This is a genomic window from Vibrio sp. 2132-1, from assembly GCF_033344315.1.
The window spans coordinates 49,333-65,060 of record NZ_JAWPON010000011.1; the positions used below are offsets into that span (position 1 = coordinate 49,333).

Genomic DNA, 15,728 nt, shown 5'->3' on the forward strand with positions numbered 1-15,728 from the left:
GTTTTTCAATTCATCAAAGAGACTGAAACCAATTATTTGATTTTTGCTTCTTTGTACATAACGTGCTGGCGAACTACTGGATCAAACTTTTTGATCTCAAATTTGCCTGGCATGTTACGCTTGTTCTTATCAGTTGTGTAGAAGTGGCCTGTACCTGCAGAAGATACTAGACGGATTTTCTCACGAACGCCTTTCTTTGCCATTGCTTATTTCCTCTTAAACGTTTTCGCCACGTGCACGCATGTCTGCAAGAACAGTATCAATACCTTTCTTGTCGATGATGCGCATACCTTTAGCAGATAGACGTAGTTTAACAAAACGTTTTTCGCTCTCTACCCAGAAACGATGAGTTTGTAGGTTCGGCAGAAAACGACGCTTAGTAGCATTTCGTGCGTGTGAACGGTTGTTACCCGTTACTGGACGCTTACCAGTTACTTGGCATACTCGTGACATGAATGTCTTCTCCAAAATCGTTTCAGCTCGATATCAACCTTGGTGGCCGAACCTCTCTATCTCTCGAAAAGAAGTTAGAGGTTAAGAACCGCTATGGAAAATCCATACAAGGCTATCAAAGGTCGCGCATTATACTAACTTGATATGCATTGCTCAAGACCCGAACAGATCCTTTTTACAGGTTTTCGTGATCTTTTTTTAGACAGCAGATTTTTTTAGCAGTCCAAGCTGAATTCAGTTAAAAATTTAGTGGCGTGGATGATAGCAGATTTTTAGCAACTAACAACCTAAAAAACGCACAGTTATATCCAGCCTCTTTCAGCAAAAGAGACACTTTCCCCATCTCCGATGACGAAATGGTCCAAAATACGAATATCCACCAATGCTAATGCGTCGGTGAGACGCCTTGTAATCCTTCTGTCAGCTTGGCTCGGCTCAGCGACGCCTGAAGGATGATTGTGCGCTAGAATCAAAGCCGCCGCGTTATGATGCAGAGCACGCTTGACGACTTCTCTCGGATACACCGACGCTGCATCCAACGTTCCTTCAAATAAAATTTCATCTTTTATCACTCGGTGCTGGTTATCGAGAAAAAGAATATAAAAAGCCTCTCTTTGCCGATCCCTTAAAATAGAAGACAGATATAACTTAGTTTGGTCGGGGCTGGTTAAGGCATCACCACGCTTTAGCGTCTCCGCCAAGTAACGTTGTGTCATTTCTAGTACCGCTTGCAACTGAACATACTTGGCTTGCCCCAATCCTTTGTGATGACAAAACTCTTGCTCTGATGCTGAAAATAGTTGTCTGAGCGAACCAAAGTCTTGAATAAGGAAGTCTGCAAGCTCAATCACGTTCATTCCGCGGGTGCCTGTGCGCAAGAAGATGGCCAGTAGCTCAGCATCGGTCAAAGCTTGCGGCCCTCGTTGCAGTAGCTTCTCTCTGGGCATGGACTCATTTGGCAAAGCTTTCAGTATCATCTGATGTCTCTTTATATGGAAAGTGTCCCTATTCCACAAAACAAAAAGCGAAAGTCGAGTATGACTTTCGCTTTCTTCGTACTATCAGTGTTTTCCATGCAACTTAACAGTTCATCAGAGTTTAAAGTTGCCAACCAAGCCGTGAATTTCTGTTCCAGACTGTGATAGCTGCGTGCTGATTGACTCGGCATGCTGCAACGTCTCATTAATGTTGTTCACGATCTGTTGAATAGCCACTAAGTTTTGGTTGATGTCTTCTGCAACCGCGCTTTGTTCTTCTGCGGCAGACGCGGTTTGAATACCCATATCTCGAATTGTTCCGATAGAATGATGAACACCAGAAAGAGATTGCTGAATGAGCGCAGATTCTTCCGCCGTTTTGACACCTCGTTTTTGGCTCACCGACATTGTACTGACCGCTCTTGATACACCATTTTGTAGCTGCTTGAGCATGTCGCCAATTTCATGAGTACTATTTTGCGTACGACTGGCTAACGAGCGCACTTCATCCGCAACGACGGCAAACCCTCGACCTTGCTCACCGGCTCTAGCCGCTTCAATCGCCGCATTTAGGGCCAACAAATTCGTTTGCTCGGCTATCTCGCCAATCACATCCAGTACTTTGGTTATTTTTTCGGTCTGTAAACTTAACTCAGAAATTGCATCTGACGTGCTGTCTATCTCCGTCACGAGTTCGGTAATGCCTTCTATTGCTTGCTCGACCTCATGCTGAGCGGCGGTGACTTGACTGTTGGCATCGTCAATTGCCTGCGCGGTCGCATTAGTATTGCTGGCTACTTCTTTGGCAGTCATGCTCATTTGCGTCACTGCCGTCACGACTTTGTCCGTCTCTAAACAGTGATCCTGCATTTGAACGCTCGCTTGGCTGGTCTGAGTGTTCAGGCTTTGAGAAACGGTCTGTACTGTTGTCGCAGAGCGATGAATGTCCTGCATTAGTGGGTGCAGCTTATCCATAAACTCATTAAACGCGGCCGCCACTTCACCGACTTCATCCTGACTTTCGACTTTTAAACGAGCCGTTAAGTCACCGCCGCCTGCGGCAACATCTTTTAATGAAGCCGCGACATGTTGTAATGGCTGAATGCCTTTAGACACCACGATACTGGTGAGAACACTGGTAATGATCAATCCAATAACGGAAATCAACACGGCAGATAACGTATGCTCTTTTAGCTCTTGAGTCTTTAACTCTCTGTGCATCGCAACTTGCTGGTCGATGTCATCAATATAAACGCCAGTACCTAAAACCCAGTCCCATTTCGATAGATATTCTGCATAGCCCAACTTAGGCGCTTGTGCGTCAATGGTCGGTTTGTGCCACGAGAAATAGAGGAACCCATCCCCTTTTTGAGAAGCGTCAATCAAGCCCGCAATAACTGCGACCCCATTTTCATCTTTTAAGTCGTAAAGGTTTTTACCCTCTAATGCAGGTTTGATGGCGTGCAACGTATTCACACCTTGAGAGTCGTAGGCAAAAAAGTAGCCATCGCTTTCAAAGCGCATGGCTTTCAGAATTTCTTTTGCTGCCTCTTTATTACTTCCATTTACATCCGCGTCGTATAACGGTTTTATCGCCGTCACGCCCATCATCATGTAGGCTTGTAACTCTTTCTTTTTCGTTTCGATGAGCTCTTGCCTGTCTCTTGCCAGCTCCGCTTCCAAACTTTTACTGCTGTTGATGTAATACACCACTGAGATCAACGTGGTGATCAACAACAGCGGAATTAGGGTTATCAGCAGCAATTTGTTTCGACTTTTCAACACCATGGTTTCCACTACCTCTTTTTCTTTTCAGACTTGCAAACTCCGCGCAACTTGTCTGTGAGGTAGGCGAGAATTTTCCCTTCCTCGGTCAGATTAATACTCTGGAGTTTGATGTGAATTATCTTCTCGTTATATATGCTCGGGCGGTCAGACTTTGAATTGTGTTAAAATCCGGCCATCAAATTGGAGATCTCACATGCAAACACTAGCAGGAAAGAAAATTCTACTCGGCATCAGTGGCGGTATTGCCGCGTATAAATGTGCGGAGCTAACCCGTCGCCTCATAGAGAGAGGAGCGCAAGTTCAAGTTGTAATGACGAAAGCCGCAAAAGAGTTCATTACCCCTTTAACCATGCAAGCCGTTTCGGGCCGTCCTGTCTCGGACAGTTTACTAGACCCAGCAGCGGAAGCCTCTATGGGCCATATTGAATTGGCCAAATGGGCAGATTTAGTGCTATTAGCGCCCGCGACCGCGGACTTAATCGCGCGCATGTCCGCAGGCATGGGGAACGATTTACTTACTACGCTCGTGCTCGCGACGGATTCCCCTGTTGCCGTTTCTCCTGCGATGAATCAACAGATGTATCGCAATATCGCAACCCAAGAGAACATCGCTACGTTAGCGCGTCGTGGTATGCACATCTGGGGCCCTGCGGCAGGAGAGCAAGCCTGTGGTGATGTAGGACCAGGTCGAATGCTGGAACCAATGCAGCTAGCACATCTATGTGAACAGTTCTTTCAACCAAAATTGCTAGAAGGTAAGTCGATACTCATTACCGCCGGACCAACTCGTGAAGCGATTGATCCAGTGCGTTACATTACGAACCATAGCTCCGGGAAAATGGGCTATGCATTGGCGAGCGCCGCAGCGCAGATGGGAGCAAAAGTCACCCTCGTGAGCGGTCCTGTCAGTTTAAATACGCCCGTAGGTGTTGAGCGCATTAATGTTTCCAGTGCACAAGAGATGCACGAAGCCGTTATGACACATGCAAACAGGCATGATGCGTTTATTAGCTGCGCTGCCGTTGCCGACTACCGCCCACAAACGATCGCGTCTCAAAAGTTGAAAAAGACAGAAGACAACGACGAAATGGTCATTAATATGGTTAAAAATCCTGATATTGTTGCATCTGTGGCAGCAATGACGGAGAAGCGTCCGTTTACCGTCGGTTTTGCGGCTGAAACCAATGATGTAGAGACCTATGCTCGAGGCAAGTTAACAAAGAAAAACCTCGATATGATCTGTGCAAACGACGTTTCGGTTGCAGGGCAAGGATTTAACAGCAACGACAACGCAATTACCCTTTACTGGCCTGAAGGTGAACTTGCGCTCGCTTTAGAATCAAAAGAAGCATTGAGCTTTAAAATTCTCGAAAAAATGCATCAATTGATGTAACTAACGTTTGAAAACCCTGCCAATTTTTTACAAAAGCTGGCATAAATTTGGTACAAAAATGACAACTAAGGGTGTTAAATCTCCCATTCCACCCTTAGTGGTCTAGTTTGAGGCGAAATAGCGTCTTATAATCCCCTCCGCTCAACTTTGTATTTTGAAAGGAAGTAACTAATGGCCGGCAGTAAAAAATCCAACCGTCGTGAAGAGATCTTACAAGCATTGGCAGAAATGCTTGAATCAACAGATGGCGCTTCACGCATTACTACGGCAAAACTGGCCAAGCAAGTCGGCGTTTCAGAAGCCGCGCTGTATCGTCATTTCCCAAGTAAAGCGCGCATGTTCGAAGGGTTGATTGAGTTCATTGAAGAAGCCTTGATGACACGTATCAACCGTATTCTAGACGACGAAAAAGATACACTAGAGCGTATTCGTATGGTGATGCACCTTATTTTGGCGTTCTCTGAACGTAACCCAGGTCTGACACGCATTTTGTCGGGTCATGCTCTAATGTTTGAAAATGAACGCCTACGTGAACGCATCAATCAACTCTTTGAGCGTATAGAAACACAATTGCGCCAAATCCTGCGTGAACGTAAGATTCGTGAAGGGAAGTCTTTCCCTGTCGAAGAGCGCATCCTAGCCGCGCAAATTCTGGGACAAGTTGAGGGGAGCCTAAACCGCTTTGTGCGTAGCGACTTTAAATACCAGCCGACTGCAAACTTTGACGAGTACTGGGCGCTTTTGAGTGCACAAATAAAGTAAAAGACTATGAGTAAGGACAAATACACGCAGCCCGAGTTTTCTCTTTCACTTCTTCACCCTCGTAACTGGGGCGTATGGCTTGGTTTTGGTCTGTTGGCCATCCTCGTCAATATTCTTCCTTATCGGCTGCTGCTTTCATTAGGTCGTTCACTCGGCAAACTTGGCATGCGCTACGGTAAAAAGCGTGTCCACGTTGCTCAGCGTAACTTAGAATTGGCCTTTCCAGACAAAACACCTGAAGAGATTCAACACATTGTTGAAGAGAACTTCAAAAATACCGGTATGGCACTGATAGAAACCGGAATCACTTGGTTCTGGCCGACTTGGCGCTTTAAAAACCTGATCGTCGAGAAAGATCTCGGCGCACTGCGTGAAAAAGCCAAAGAAGGTAAAGGCGTCCTACTTTGTTGTGTCCATGCTCTAAATCTAGAGATCACTGCGCGTGCTTTCGCCGTGTTAGGCGTGGCCGGGTACGGCGCGTTTCGTCCGCATAATAATCCTGCTTATAACTTTATCCAGTATTGGGGACGAACACATAACGGCAATAAACTGATTGATCGTAAAGATGTAAAAAAGATGATTCGTGTATTACGCAGTGGTGAGCGTCTGTTCTATTTACCGGATCACGATTACGGTCGCAAAAAATCAGTATTTGTGCCCTTCTTTGCCGTAGACGATGCGTGTACGACAACAGGCACGAGCATTCTGGCGTATACCTCAAAATGTGCGATCATCCCAGGCTCAGGGTTTCGCAATGACGAAGGGAAATACGACATCATCGCCGATAAGTGCATTGAAGCCGACTATCCACAAAAAGACGAAGTCGCCGCTGCCGCTTATATGAACAAGTATGTGGAAGAAGTCATTCTACGCGCTCCAGAGCAATGGATGTGGCTCCATAAACGCTATAAAACCATGCAAGATGAGCATGTCGAGAAAGGCATTCGCTATAAGTAAGTGGTCAAGGCGATGAATCCAAAAACAAAAAAGGGCAGATGAATATCCATCTGCCCTTTTTACTTTTTCAGAAAAAGTAACCAATTAAATGCCGTATTCTGCGCGGTATGCTTTGACTGCTTCTAGATGCTCTTTGTCTGTGCCTTTCTCTTCAAGGAAAGTCACAAGGTCAGTCAGGCTAACGATTGAGATGATTGCACAACCAAAATCACGCTCCACTTCTTGGATCGCAGACAACTCACCTTTGCCTTTTTCTTGGCGGTCAATCGCAACCAACACACCAGCAAGGTCTGCACCATTCGCCTTGATGATTTCCATCGATTCACGAATCGCGGTACCCGCTGTGATTACGTCATCCACTAGCATGATACGACCTTCAAGCGCAGAGCCTACAAGGTTACCGCCTTCGCCGTGATCTTTCGCTTCTTTACGGTTGAAGCAGTAAGGCGTGTCGATATCGTGGTGATCCGCCAGCGCGACTGCTGTTGTCGTCGCGATTGGGATACCTTTGTACGCCGGGCCAAACAGCACATCAAACTCAATGCCTGAATCAGCGAGCGCGGCTGCGTAAAAACGACCAAGACGCGCTAGGTCACGACCAGTATTGAAAAGACCAGCGTTAAAGAAGTACGGGCTTTTACGGCCAGATTTCAAAGTAAACTCACCAAACTTAAGAACTTCTTTCTCAAGTGCAAACTCAATAAATTCACGCTGGTATGCTTTCATTATTTTCTCTCTATGTCCTTGGTTTCTTGTGTCTCTTCTCGACAATCATTCATTTCTCTATTGTCGAGATAAAAAAATAGCCCCCATAATGGGAGCTACTTAAATCAATTGGCTAACGCCGCCTTCTGCGCTGTGACAATTTCCGTAATGCCGACTTTCGCCGACTCGAGCAATGCCATCAGCTGTTCGTGACTGAACGGTTCACCTTCTGCGGTGCCCTGAATTTCAATCATCTTGCCTTCTTCGGTCATTACTACGTTCATGTCTGTGTCTGCCGCTGAATCTTCAACGTATTCAAGATCACACAATACTTCGTCGCCTAGCAAGCCGACAGAAACTGCCGCTACGTGGCCTTTCATTGGATTCGCTTTTAGCTTACCGCTATCCACTAGGTGTTGGAATGCATCGGCCATTGCAACACTTGCGCCGCTGATGGATGCAGTACGCGTACCACCGTCAGCTTGGATAACATCACAGTCAACGGTGATCATGAACTCACCCATGGCTTTTAGATCGACAACAGCACGTAGGCTTCGCGCGATAAGACGCTGAATTTCCATCGTACGGCCGCCTTGTTTGCCACTTGCCGCTTCACGACGAGTACGAGAATGTGTTGCTCGAGGTAGCATGCCGTATTCAGCTGTAACCCAGCCTTTACCTTGACCTTTTAGCCAACGTGGCACAGATTCTTCGACGGTCGCATTACACAACACTTTGGTGTTACCGAACTCAACTAGCACTGACCCTTCAGCGTAAGCTGTGTAGTTACGAGTAATTTTGATAGGGCGAACTTGATCCGCCTTGCGATCGTTTGGACGCATGGGCATCTACCTTAAATATGAGGAGAAGACGATTTGGTTGGGCGAAGATTATAACGGAATCGATTCCGGATTCATAGGTTACGCATCTGGCACAACATAAACAATCCATACATCCCGCGCACCTATCGACGCAGCATGATACACTCTTGAAGTAATTTTCAAAAAATGAAGACAGGAAAATTCGATGATTTACAGTATGACAGCGTATGCACGCAAAGAAGTAAAAGGCGATTGGGGTTCTGCGGTATGGGAAATCCGCAGCGTGAACCAGCGTTATTTAGAAACATACTTCCGCATGCCAGAGCAATTTCGCGGGTTAGAGCCCGTTTTACGTGAGCGTTTTCGTAAGCGCTTAGCGCGAGGCAAAGTAGAATGTAATCTACGTTTTGAAGCAAACCCTGCCGCAAAAGGTGAGCTTAGCATCAATGAAGCGCTTGCTAGCCAGGTAATTAAAGCCGCTGAACAAGTCATGCACATGACTGGTGAACTGAGCCGAATCAATCCATTTCAAGTCATGCAATGGCCGGGGGTAATGGAAACGCCAGAGCAAGACATGGATGCGGTAAATAAAGTGCTACTAGAAGCGTTTGATGGCGCAATGGATGAATTTATTGAAGCGCGCGCTCGTGAAGGCGAGAACATGAAGGCGCTGATTGAACAGCGTTTGAACGCCATTTCTGCAGAAGTCGTAAAAGTGCGTGCGCGCATGCCAGAAATTTTAGAATGGCAACGTGAGCGTCTGTTCTCTAAATTTGAAGATGCGAAAGTAGAGCTAGACCCATCTCGCGTTGAGCAAGAGCTTATCCTTCTGGCACAGAAATCAGACGTAGCAGAAGAGCTAGACCGTCTTGATTCTCACGTAAAAGAAACCACAAACATTCTGAAAAAAGGTGGCGCAGTCGGTCGTCGTCTGGACTTCATGATGCAAGAGTTCAACCGTGAATCGAACACGCTAGCGTCAAAATCCATCAGCACCGACATCACCGCATCGGGCGTTGAACTGAAAGTTCTAATTGAACAGATGCGTGAGCAGATCCAAAACATTGAATGATCTAAAAGTCATCGAGTATTGAAACAAAAAAGCCCCGCTAATACGGGGCTTTCTTTTATTCGTCTTTTTCCAAGGTACTGTTATCAACGTAGGGCCAATAATGATGTCCAATTCTGATCAGCAAAGTAGCCGCAGCCAAAATAAACGCAGCCAGAGATAACCACACAACCAAAACTGCATCCAGCTCTTTCATTCCGAGAGTGATATAGCGGGCGATCGCCATCATCGCGATGTAGATAGGATAGCGTACCGGAATTTTACCGTTCATCACGAACTGCTGCACCATGGCGAGCACTTCCAGATAGATAAACATCAAAAGAATATCTGTGAGTAAGACACGCTTCTCTACAAATACGTGCACAAACTCTTGCATCATGGCGTACAACGTCGCCAAGGTAATAGAGACTAATAACACCGCCTCCAAAATATGGAAGATTTTCAGGAAAGGTCGACTAAAGGATTTCGGTAAATTCGACGGCATGGTCCATTATCCAAACAAAGAAAATAGGCCTTGAGTTTAGCATGCAACGATCTTCAATCAATCAGAATAAACATCAGTGCGAATCGACTCCAAGTCCTGGCATTTGCTTATAAAAACGCTCCGCTTATTTGTCGGAGCGCTTTTGTGTTATAGGACCTGTGGCATCACTTACGCCACTTGCTGCTTTTTTTCAGCTACGCGCTTTTTCTTCCGATATTTAGGGTGAGTGATCGGAATCGCAGATAGGAGTTTTTTGGTGTATTCGTTTTGCGGGTTTGCATAAATTTCTTTAGCGCTGCCTGCTTCTACCACTTTACCAAAATACATCACGGCAACTTTGTCAGAGACATGTTTCACCACAGAGAGATCGTGAGAGATAAATATGATCGCCAAGTTCATTTCTTGTTGCAGTTGTAGCAATAGGTTCAAGATTTGCGCCTGTACCGATACATCTAACGCAGATACCGATTCATCACAAATCAGCAGTTTAGGCTTCAATGCAATCGCGCGAGCGATACCGATACGCTGCCGTTGTCCGCCTGAAAATTCATGTGGATAACGGTTTACTGCCGTTTCTGGTAATCCCACTTTGATTAAAAGCTCTTTTACCCACTGTTTACGCTCTGTTGGCGTGCCAATTTTATGAATAACAAACGGTTCTTCCAGAATCATACCGATGGTATGACGCTGATTGAGTGACTCCATTGGGTCTTGAAAGACGATTTGCATGTCTTTACGCAGCGAGCGCATCTCTTTAACAGACAGTTTAGTGATGTCTTTACCTTCAAAGAAAATCTTACCTTCTGTTGGCTCGTATAACTTTAAGATCGTGCGACCAAGGGTGCTTTTACCACAACCTGACTCACCAACTAGCCCCAGTGTTTCACCTTCAGAAACAGACAGTGAAACCCCGTCTACCGCTTTGATGGTGTAGCCTTTCTTGAACAGCCCTTTACCAGAAACAAAGTGCTGCTTAAGATTTTCAACTCTTAATACTTCTTTTGCCATAACATCCTCTTTTATGACTGGTTCACTTTGCCCAGTTAACTGGCAAACATACTGGCATCAATAGGCTTGATATCGATCATCTGCTTCGGCTCATTATCTAAGCTCGGCATCAATCCCATTAAACGCTCTGTGTAGGGGTGCTGCGGGTTATCAAACAACTCAAAAATTTCTGCTTTTTCGACAATACGCCCACCATACATCACGGCAACATCATCACACACTTCTGCCACAACTCCGAGGTCGTGAGTGATGAAGATCATTGCCATGCCTGTTTCTTCCTGAAGCTCATTCATCAGTTCAAGGATAGACGCCTGAACCGTAACATCCAACGCTGTAGTCGGTTCATCACAAATCAGAATATCCGGCTTACAGGCCAATGCCATCGCGATCATGACACGCTGGCGCATACCACCAGATAGGTTATGGGGATACTCATTCAATCGCTTCTCTGGCATTGGAATTTTTACTTTTGCCAGCATCTCAATCGAGTACGCCTCCCGCTCCTTTTTGTCGAGCTCAGGTCGATGGAGCTCAAGCACTTCACATATTTGACGACCAATGGTGTGCACTGGGTTGAGCGCCGTCATCGGGTCTTGGAAGATGATCGAAATACGATCGCCACGCATGGCGTACATCTCTTCCGCAGGCAAATCAACTAGGTTGGTGCCGCGATAATTCACTTCACCTTTAATGATGTTGCCATATGGCTTAGGTAATAGCCCCATGATCGACATTGAAGTTACGCTCTTGCCACTACCTGACTCTCCCACCAGGCCGAGTGTACGTCCAGCTCTCACATCAAAGTTCACACCATGCAGAACCTTCACTGGCCCATCATCGGTGGTAAATTCAACTTCGAGATCTTTAACACTTAGGATTACATCGTTTTCCATAACCAATCCTTACAGCTTATAAGTGTCATCTACGACAACAACAGGTTCAAAAGCTTTGCCTGATTTCATCGCTTGTTTCGTTTCTTTTTTGATATCACTATCAATCCAGTAAGTGCCATCGCCTATGATTGCACCACTGAACAGCGCCTCTGTCATGCGATTCATTGGCTTATCTGGAAACTTTAACCAGCGCCAGTGACCATAGCGGACATAAGGAACCATGTAGCCTGGGACGATAACGTGAGCATCAATGATGTCACGCTGAATCTCATGACCTAGCTGGATCTTTTTATCCATATCCATGCCAAAACGATACTCGATGATCTTTTCATCCAGTTCAGGCGTGCTGTAGTTTGTGAAAGAGTTAGTTTGCGGCTTGTTCGCATTGACTGAATGGAAGTACTCCCAATACGTTGGGATCTCAGACGTACCCATATCTAAGAAAGCCAAATCGTGCTTTTTCTCACGTACGTATTTGAACATGGATGAGCCATCAACTAACTTGAGCTCAATATCCAGCCCTGCTAGCTTGGCTTGCTCACGCAAAAAGGCAATACGAGGAGTATGAACAGGTGTTCCGTAGGTCAGCTCGAAGCTTAAGCGCTCACCTTTATCATTGACACGAATACCATCAGAACCAATTTTGTTAAAGCCTGCGGCTTCGAATGCCTCGGCCGCTTTTGCGGGATCAAACTTCGGTGCCTTAGCATCTGGTAGGGTGTATTTACCATGACCATAACCGGTCGGGTTCGGTTTACGGGAGTAGTCGCCACGCATGACATTCTCTATCATGCCATCAAAGTCAATCGCGTAAGTAATGCCCTTGCGAATGTTTAAATCATCCAGCAAAGGCATCGCGGTGTTCATCCATACACCACCAGCCCCAACTGGGAATTGGTTGTAACCCCAGAACTTTTGAATGTATCCCTTTTGGTAAGGTTCCGTATTCGATTTATCATGCCACAAGCTTGGTAAAACAAGACCAAATGCGTCCAGCTTCCCTTTCTCAAAGTGCTTCATCGCGATATCACTGTCGCGAATCACTGTGATGCGGATTTTGTCGACATTATAGCGATGTTGATAATACTTATTGCTGTAACCCCACCAGTCTTCACCGACATGTTTGAAGGTCACACTTTTACCTTTTTTAATGTCATCTAGGTAGTATGCACTGGTCGTTGGTTCACTTTTAAAATTGTAGTAGCGGACAAAGTTGTCATGTATACCGTCACCATTTTCATCTTTTGAAGGGTTAGCATAAAAATGTGCGGGACGTGGGCGCAGAGCCCCCATTCGTAACAGCAATTCTTCCGGATTAAACTCTTTCGCCGCCTTAACAGCAAACGTATGAGTGTCGTACTTGATAACATCCGCAATCGTTTTGTTGTAGTAATCGTTGTACCAAGGTTCCAAGATGTCTTTGGAACGATAAAACTTCAGCATGAACACGAAATCGTCGGCAGTCACAGGTTTGCCGTCCGACCATTTGGCTTCAGGGTTGAGTTTGAAATAGACCGTTTTGTTGTCACCTGCTAACGCCCACTCGTTAGCAAGCTCAGGGATGAACTCTAAAGTATCTGGGTGGCGGACCACCAAGCCTGGTGTTTCATCTAAGATAAAAGAACGTAGCCCTGCATTAGCGTCTGGACCAACACTACGTAACGTCTGCGGGAAACTTGACATAAAGGTGCGATAAGTCCCTCCACGTTTCGCTTCTGGCGAACCATATTGAGGCTCATCCCAGTTTGTTTGCCAGTTTAAGTCGGTCGGAAGCGTTGCTGACATTGCACCAAAACTCAGGGCGCTCAGCGTGGACGCTAAAAATAATTTCTTCATAAAACTTCCCTTTTTTATGTTTTGCTCACAATGCTCGCTTAAACATAGCGTGTGAATTTTTTCGGGTCGAAAGCCGCTCGAATGGCTTCACCAATAAAGGTCACCATTACCAGAACCAGAACAATAGAAGTCACTACTGACGCAACAATCCATGGCGAATCTAAGTTTGACTTACCTTGTTGCAGTAGTTCACCCCAACTTGGCGTTGGTGGCATCAAGCCTAAGCCTAGGTAATCGAGAGCAGTCAGTGCTGTGATGTTAGCTGCAATAGTGAAAGGCGCTAGGGTTACAATCATCACCATCGTATTTGGCAAGATGTGATTAAACAAGATACGTCCAGTCGATGCCCCTAAAGCACGAGCCGCCATTACATATTCTCGTGCCGCTTCTTTATAGGTCATGGTCCGCATGTACCATGTCATACCCATCCAAGTGAAAAGCACGTTAATAGCGACAAAGAGAGCAAACGTCGGCTGAACGATTGAGACAAGAATCATAATGACGTACAAAAACGGGACCATTGACCAGATTTCGATAAGTCGCTGTACAAACAAGTCAAATTTACCGCCCCAAAAACCCATAGCACAACCGACTGCAGTACCGATCGCGTAGGAAATGGCCATCGTAAGCAACGCAAATCCCATCGCCGTTCTGAATCCGTAGACGAGTCGCGCCAAAATATCGCGACCTATCACATCTGTACCTAAATAATGCTTATTTTCGGCACTAGGTGCTGTTGGCGGGAAATCACCACTAAAATCTTGTTCATATGGGTTCCACGGCACAAGCGGCAAAATAACAAAGTTGTCGCCCCCTTCAGCCTCAAACGCTTTTTGCAGTACACGATAATCGGCTTCACTGGATGACTCTTGGCCGAATTCGCTACCTAAACGTACGTCACTGACAACAGGAAAATAGTAGCTACCATCGTACTTGACGACTAGCGCTTTACTGTTGATCAAAAGTTCGGCGAATAAAGAAAGGATCAACATGATAGAAAGAGCAACAAACGACCAATAGCCTCGTTTGATCTCTTTAAAGTGACGAATTTTCTTTTGAGTTAATGGACTAACTTTAATCATGTTACGCTCCAAACTTCACACGTGGGTCGACTAAAGCAACACAAATATCTGAAATGATGTTACCAATGAGCAGTAACAACGCATTAATGGCGACAATACCCATAACAACAGGGTAATCACGCTCCATGATTGATTCGTAACCTAATAAGCCAATGCCATCAATATTGAAGATAACTTCAATCAGGAAGGCACCGGTCATGAAGAACAACAAAGAGTTACCAAAGTGACTCGCGATTGGAATTAAGCTGTTACGCAACGCGTGCTTACGAACTGCTTTTTTGAAAGGTAATCCTTTCGCAATTGCGGTGCGGATGTAATCTGAGGAAAGGTTTTCCATCAGGTTATTTTTCATTGTCATCGTCAGCGTGGCAAAATCACCAATGAGGTAACAGATCAAAGGCAACACCGCATGCCACATAATGTCTTTAGCGCGTTCAAAGAAGGTTTCGTAATCGTCGAAGTCATCGCCGACAAAGCCTCCCATCGGAAACCATTCCAAGTGATAACTAAATAACGTGATCAGCAATACACCCACCACATAACCTGGTAGCGCGTAGCCTACGAAAATGAGTACTGAAGAAGCGGAATCAAACACAGAACCGTGCTTGAGTGCCTTATAGTAACCAAGAGGAATCGAGATAAAATAACTAATAAAGAAGGTCATGCCGCCATAAAACAACGACACTGGCAAACGCTCTGCGATCATGTCCGAGACAGGCTCGTAGTAACGCGTCGACTCGCCAAGATCTAGCATTACCAAACGACTTAACCACTCGACGTACGCTTCCGTTACAGGTTTATCCAGGCCATAAAACGCATTCAGCTCCGCGATTTGATCGTCAGAAAGGGCCGTATTACCACCCGCAGACGTCATTGATGCGGCGCCATCTCCCTGAGACTGCATTTGTGACAACATGCGTTCAACAGGTCCGCCAGGCACGAAACGAGTGATAGCAAAGATGAGAATAGTTATCCCGAGAAACGTTGGGATAACCAACGCCAAACGGCGTAAAAAGTACGACAGCATATACAACTTGCTCCTTGTCTACTGTCCAGTTCAAACGGAGTGAAAGAGGATATTTTCCGCCCAAAATGGTGCATATTTATCTCGTAGTAACTAAAACTGTTGAAGCACACTCCCTGCGCCTCAAGAGCTAGACTTTTCTACTACTGCAATAATTTCAGCGTCATATTTATCTTGAATCCACATCAGCTTCAAGTGTTTGAAACCAAAACATGACAAACTTCCTTCGATGTCGAAAAACAGAAATGTTTTTGTAAAAAATTATAAAAAACCACAAAAATAATTCATACAGAATATCAATCTAGGCTGTTTAGAGCCAAAACCCTACATAAAAATGCACCCTACACACATAAATAGACACATAATCCAAGGTTATATTTGACCTAAAAATACGAGTGAGCCCTTTAACAGCAATGGGTATCATATTTTGATACCACCTAATAAGTTCGAGCTAACAAAGTATGGATTCGATATAA

16 protein-coding genes are annotated in these 15,728 nt (G+C 45.4%); 4 read left to right on the top strand and 12 right to left on the bottom strand.

What is annotated here, in order from left to right:
• Nucleotides 1-32: 32 nt before the first annotated feature.
• The 4 genes from rpmG to R8N47_RS13845 all read right to left on the bottom strand — a co-directional run bounded on the left by rpmG (nt 33) and on the right by R8N47_RS13845 (nt 3,218).
• Nucleotides 33-203, bottom strand: coding sequence for a 50S ribosomal protein L33 (gene rpmG, locus R8N47_RS13830; protein ID WP_004410866.1), 171 nt, complete (start codon nt 201-203; stop codon nt 33-35).
• 13 nt (nt 204-216) lie between these two features.
• The gene (rpmB, locus tag R8N47_RS13835; protein ID WP_005384783.1) at nt 217-453 is read right to left on the bottom strand and encodes a 50S ribosomal protein L28; all 237 of its coding nucleotides are present in this window, start codon (nt 451-453) and stop codon (nt 217-219) included.
• A 302-nt stretch (nt 454-755) separates the two neighbouring features.
• The gene (gene radC, locus R8N47_RS13840; RefSeq protein WP_213972354.1) at nt 756-1,430 is read right to left on the bottom strand and encodes a RadC family protein; all 675 of its coding nucleotides are present in this window, start codon (nt 1,428-1,430) and stop codon (nt 756-758) included.
• Nucleotides 1,431-1,544: 114 nt separating this feature from the next.
• Nucleotides 1,545-3,218 carry a methyl-accepting chemotaxis protein gene (locus R8N47_RS13845; protein ID WP_318070323.1) on the bottom strand — a complete coding sequence of 558 codons (1,674 nt, stop codon included), beginning with the start codon at nt 3,216-3,218 and terminating at the stop codon, nt 1,545-1,547.
• 193 nt (nt 3,219-3,411) lie between these two features.
• Here R8N47_RS13845 and coaBC point away from each other — a divergent pair, with 193 nt between their 5' ends.
• The 3 genes from coaBC (at nt 3,412) to R8N47_RS13860 (ending at nt 6,330) form a co-directional block, all read left to right on the top strand.
• Nucleotides 3,412-4,611, top strand: a complete 1,200-nt coding sequence (coaBC, locus tag R8N47_RS13850; RefSeq protein ID WP_318070300.1) for a bifunctional phosphopantothenoylcysteine decarboxylase/phosphopantothenate--cysteine ligase CoaBC — start codon at nt 3,412-3,414, stop codon at nt 4,609-4,611.
• Between the two features lie 171 nt (nt 4,612-4,782).
• Nucleotides 4,783-5,373, top strand: a complete 591-nt coding sequence (gene slmA / locus R8N47_RS13855; RefSeq protein WP_005379386.1) for a nucleoid occlusion factor SlmA — start codon at nt 4,783-4,785, stop codon at nt 5,371-5,373.
• Nucleotides 5,374-5,379: 6 nt separating this feature from the next.
• Nucleotides 5,380-6,330 carry a Kdo(2)-lipid IV(A) acyltransferase gene (locus tag R8N47_RS13860; RefSeq protein ID WP_033905948.1) on the top strand — a complete coding sequence of 317 codons (951 nt, stop codon included), beginning with the start codon at nt 5,380-5,382 and terminating at the stop codon, nt 6,328-6,330.
• Between the two features lie 84 nt (nt 6,331-6,414).
• Here the strand turns inward: R8N47_RS13860 and pyrE are convergent, their stop codons facing one another.
• Both pyrE and rph read right to left on the bottom strand, forming a co-directional pair.
• Entirely contained in the window at nt 6,415-7,056 is a 642-nt protein-coding gene (gene pyrE, locus R8N47_RS13865) for an orotate phosphoribosyltransferase (protein WP_017634993.1), read from the bottom strand.
• 104 nt (nt 7,057-7,160) lie between these two features.
• Nucleotides 7,161-7,877, bottom strand: coding sequence for a ribonuclease PH (gene rph / locus R8N47_RS13870; protein WP_318070299.1), 717 nt, complete (start codon nt 7,875-7,877; stop codon nt 7,161-7,163).
• A 184-nt stretch (nt 7,878-8,061) separates the two neighbouring features.
• Between rph and R8N47_RS13875 the strand changes: the two genes are divergently transcribed.
• Nucleotides 8,062-8,928, top strand: coding sequence for a YicC/YloC family endoribonuclease (locus tag R8N47_RS13875; RefSeq protein WP_047103771.1), 867 nt, complete (start codon nt 8,062-8,064; stop codon nt 8,926-8,928).
• Nucleotides 8,929-8,983: 55 nt separating this feature from the next.
• On the opposite strand, the gene R8N47_RS13880 is transcribed toward R8N47_RS13875, so the two are convergent.
• The 6 genes from R8N47_RS13880 to R8N47_RS13905 all read right to left on the bottom strand — a co-directional run bounded on the left by R8N47_RS13880 (nt 8,984) and on the right by R8N47_RS13905 (nt 15,255).
• Nucleotides 8,984-9,409: a phosphate-starvation-inducible protein PsiE gene (locus R8N47_RS13880; RefSeq protein ID WP_025768316.1), complete on the bottom strand. Its 426-nt coding sequence runs from the start codon at nt 9,407-9,409 to the stop codon at nt 8,984-8,986.
• Between the two features lie 168 nt (nt 9,410-9,577).
• Nucleotides 9,578-10,417 (bottom strand): ABC transporter ATP-binding protein, encoded by an 840-nt coding sequence (locus tag R8N47_RS13885; RefSeq protein ID WP_104975751.1) that lies wholly within the window; start codon nt 10,415-10,417, stop codon nt 9,578-9,580.
• Between the two features lie 35 nt (nt 10,418-10,452).
• Nucleotides 10,453-11,310 carry an ABC transporter ATP-binding protein gene (locus R8N47_RS13890; protein ID WP_005379371.1) on the bottom strand — a complete coding sequence of 286 codons (858 nt, stop codon included), beginning with the start codon at nt 11,308-11,310 and terminating at the stop codon, nt 10,453-10,455.
• A gap of 9 nt (nt 11,311-11,319) precedes the next feature.
• Complete coding sequence (locus R8N47_RS13895; protein ID WP_017634997.1) at nt 11,320-13,146, bottom strand: extracellular solute-binding protein; 1,827 nt, start codon at nt 13,144-13,146, stop codon at nt 11,320-11,322.
• Between the two features lie 38 nt (nt 13,147-13,184).
• On the bottom strand, nt 13,185-14,228 hold the full coding sequence (locus R8N47_RS13900; RefSeq protein WP_005379369.1) for an ABC transporter permease: 1,044 nt from the start codon (nt 14,226-14,228) through the stop codon (nt 13,185-13,187).
• 1 nt (nt 14,229) lies between these two features.
• Nucleotides 14,230-15,255, bottom strand: a complete 1,026-nt coding sequence (locus tag R8N47_RS13905) for an ABC transporter permease subunit (RefSeq protein WP_005384771.1) — start codon at nt 15,253-15,255, stop codon at nt 14,230-14,232.
• Nucleotides 15,256-15,728 lie beyond the last annotated feature (473 nt).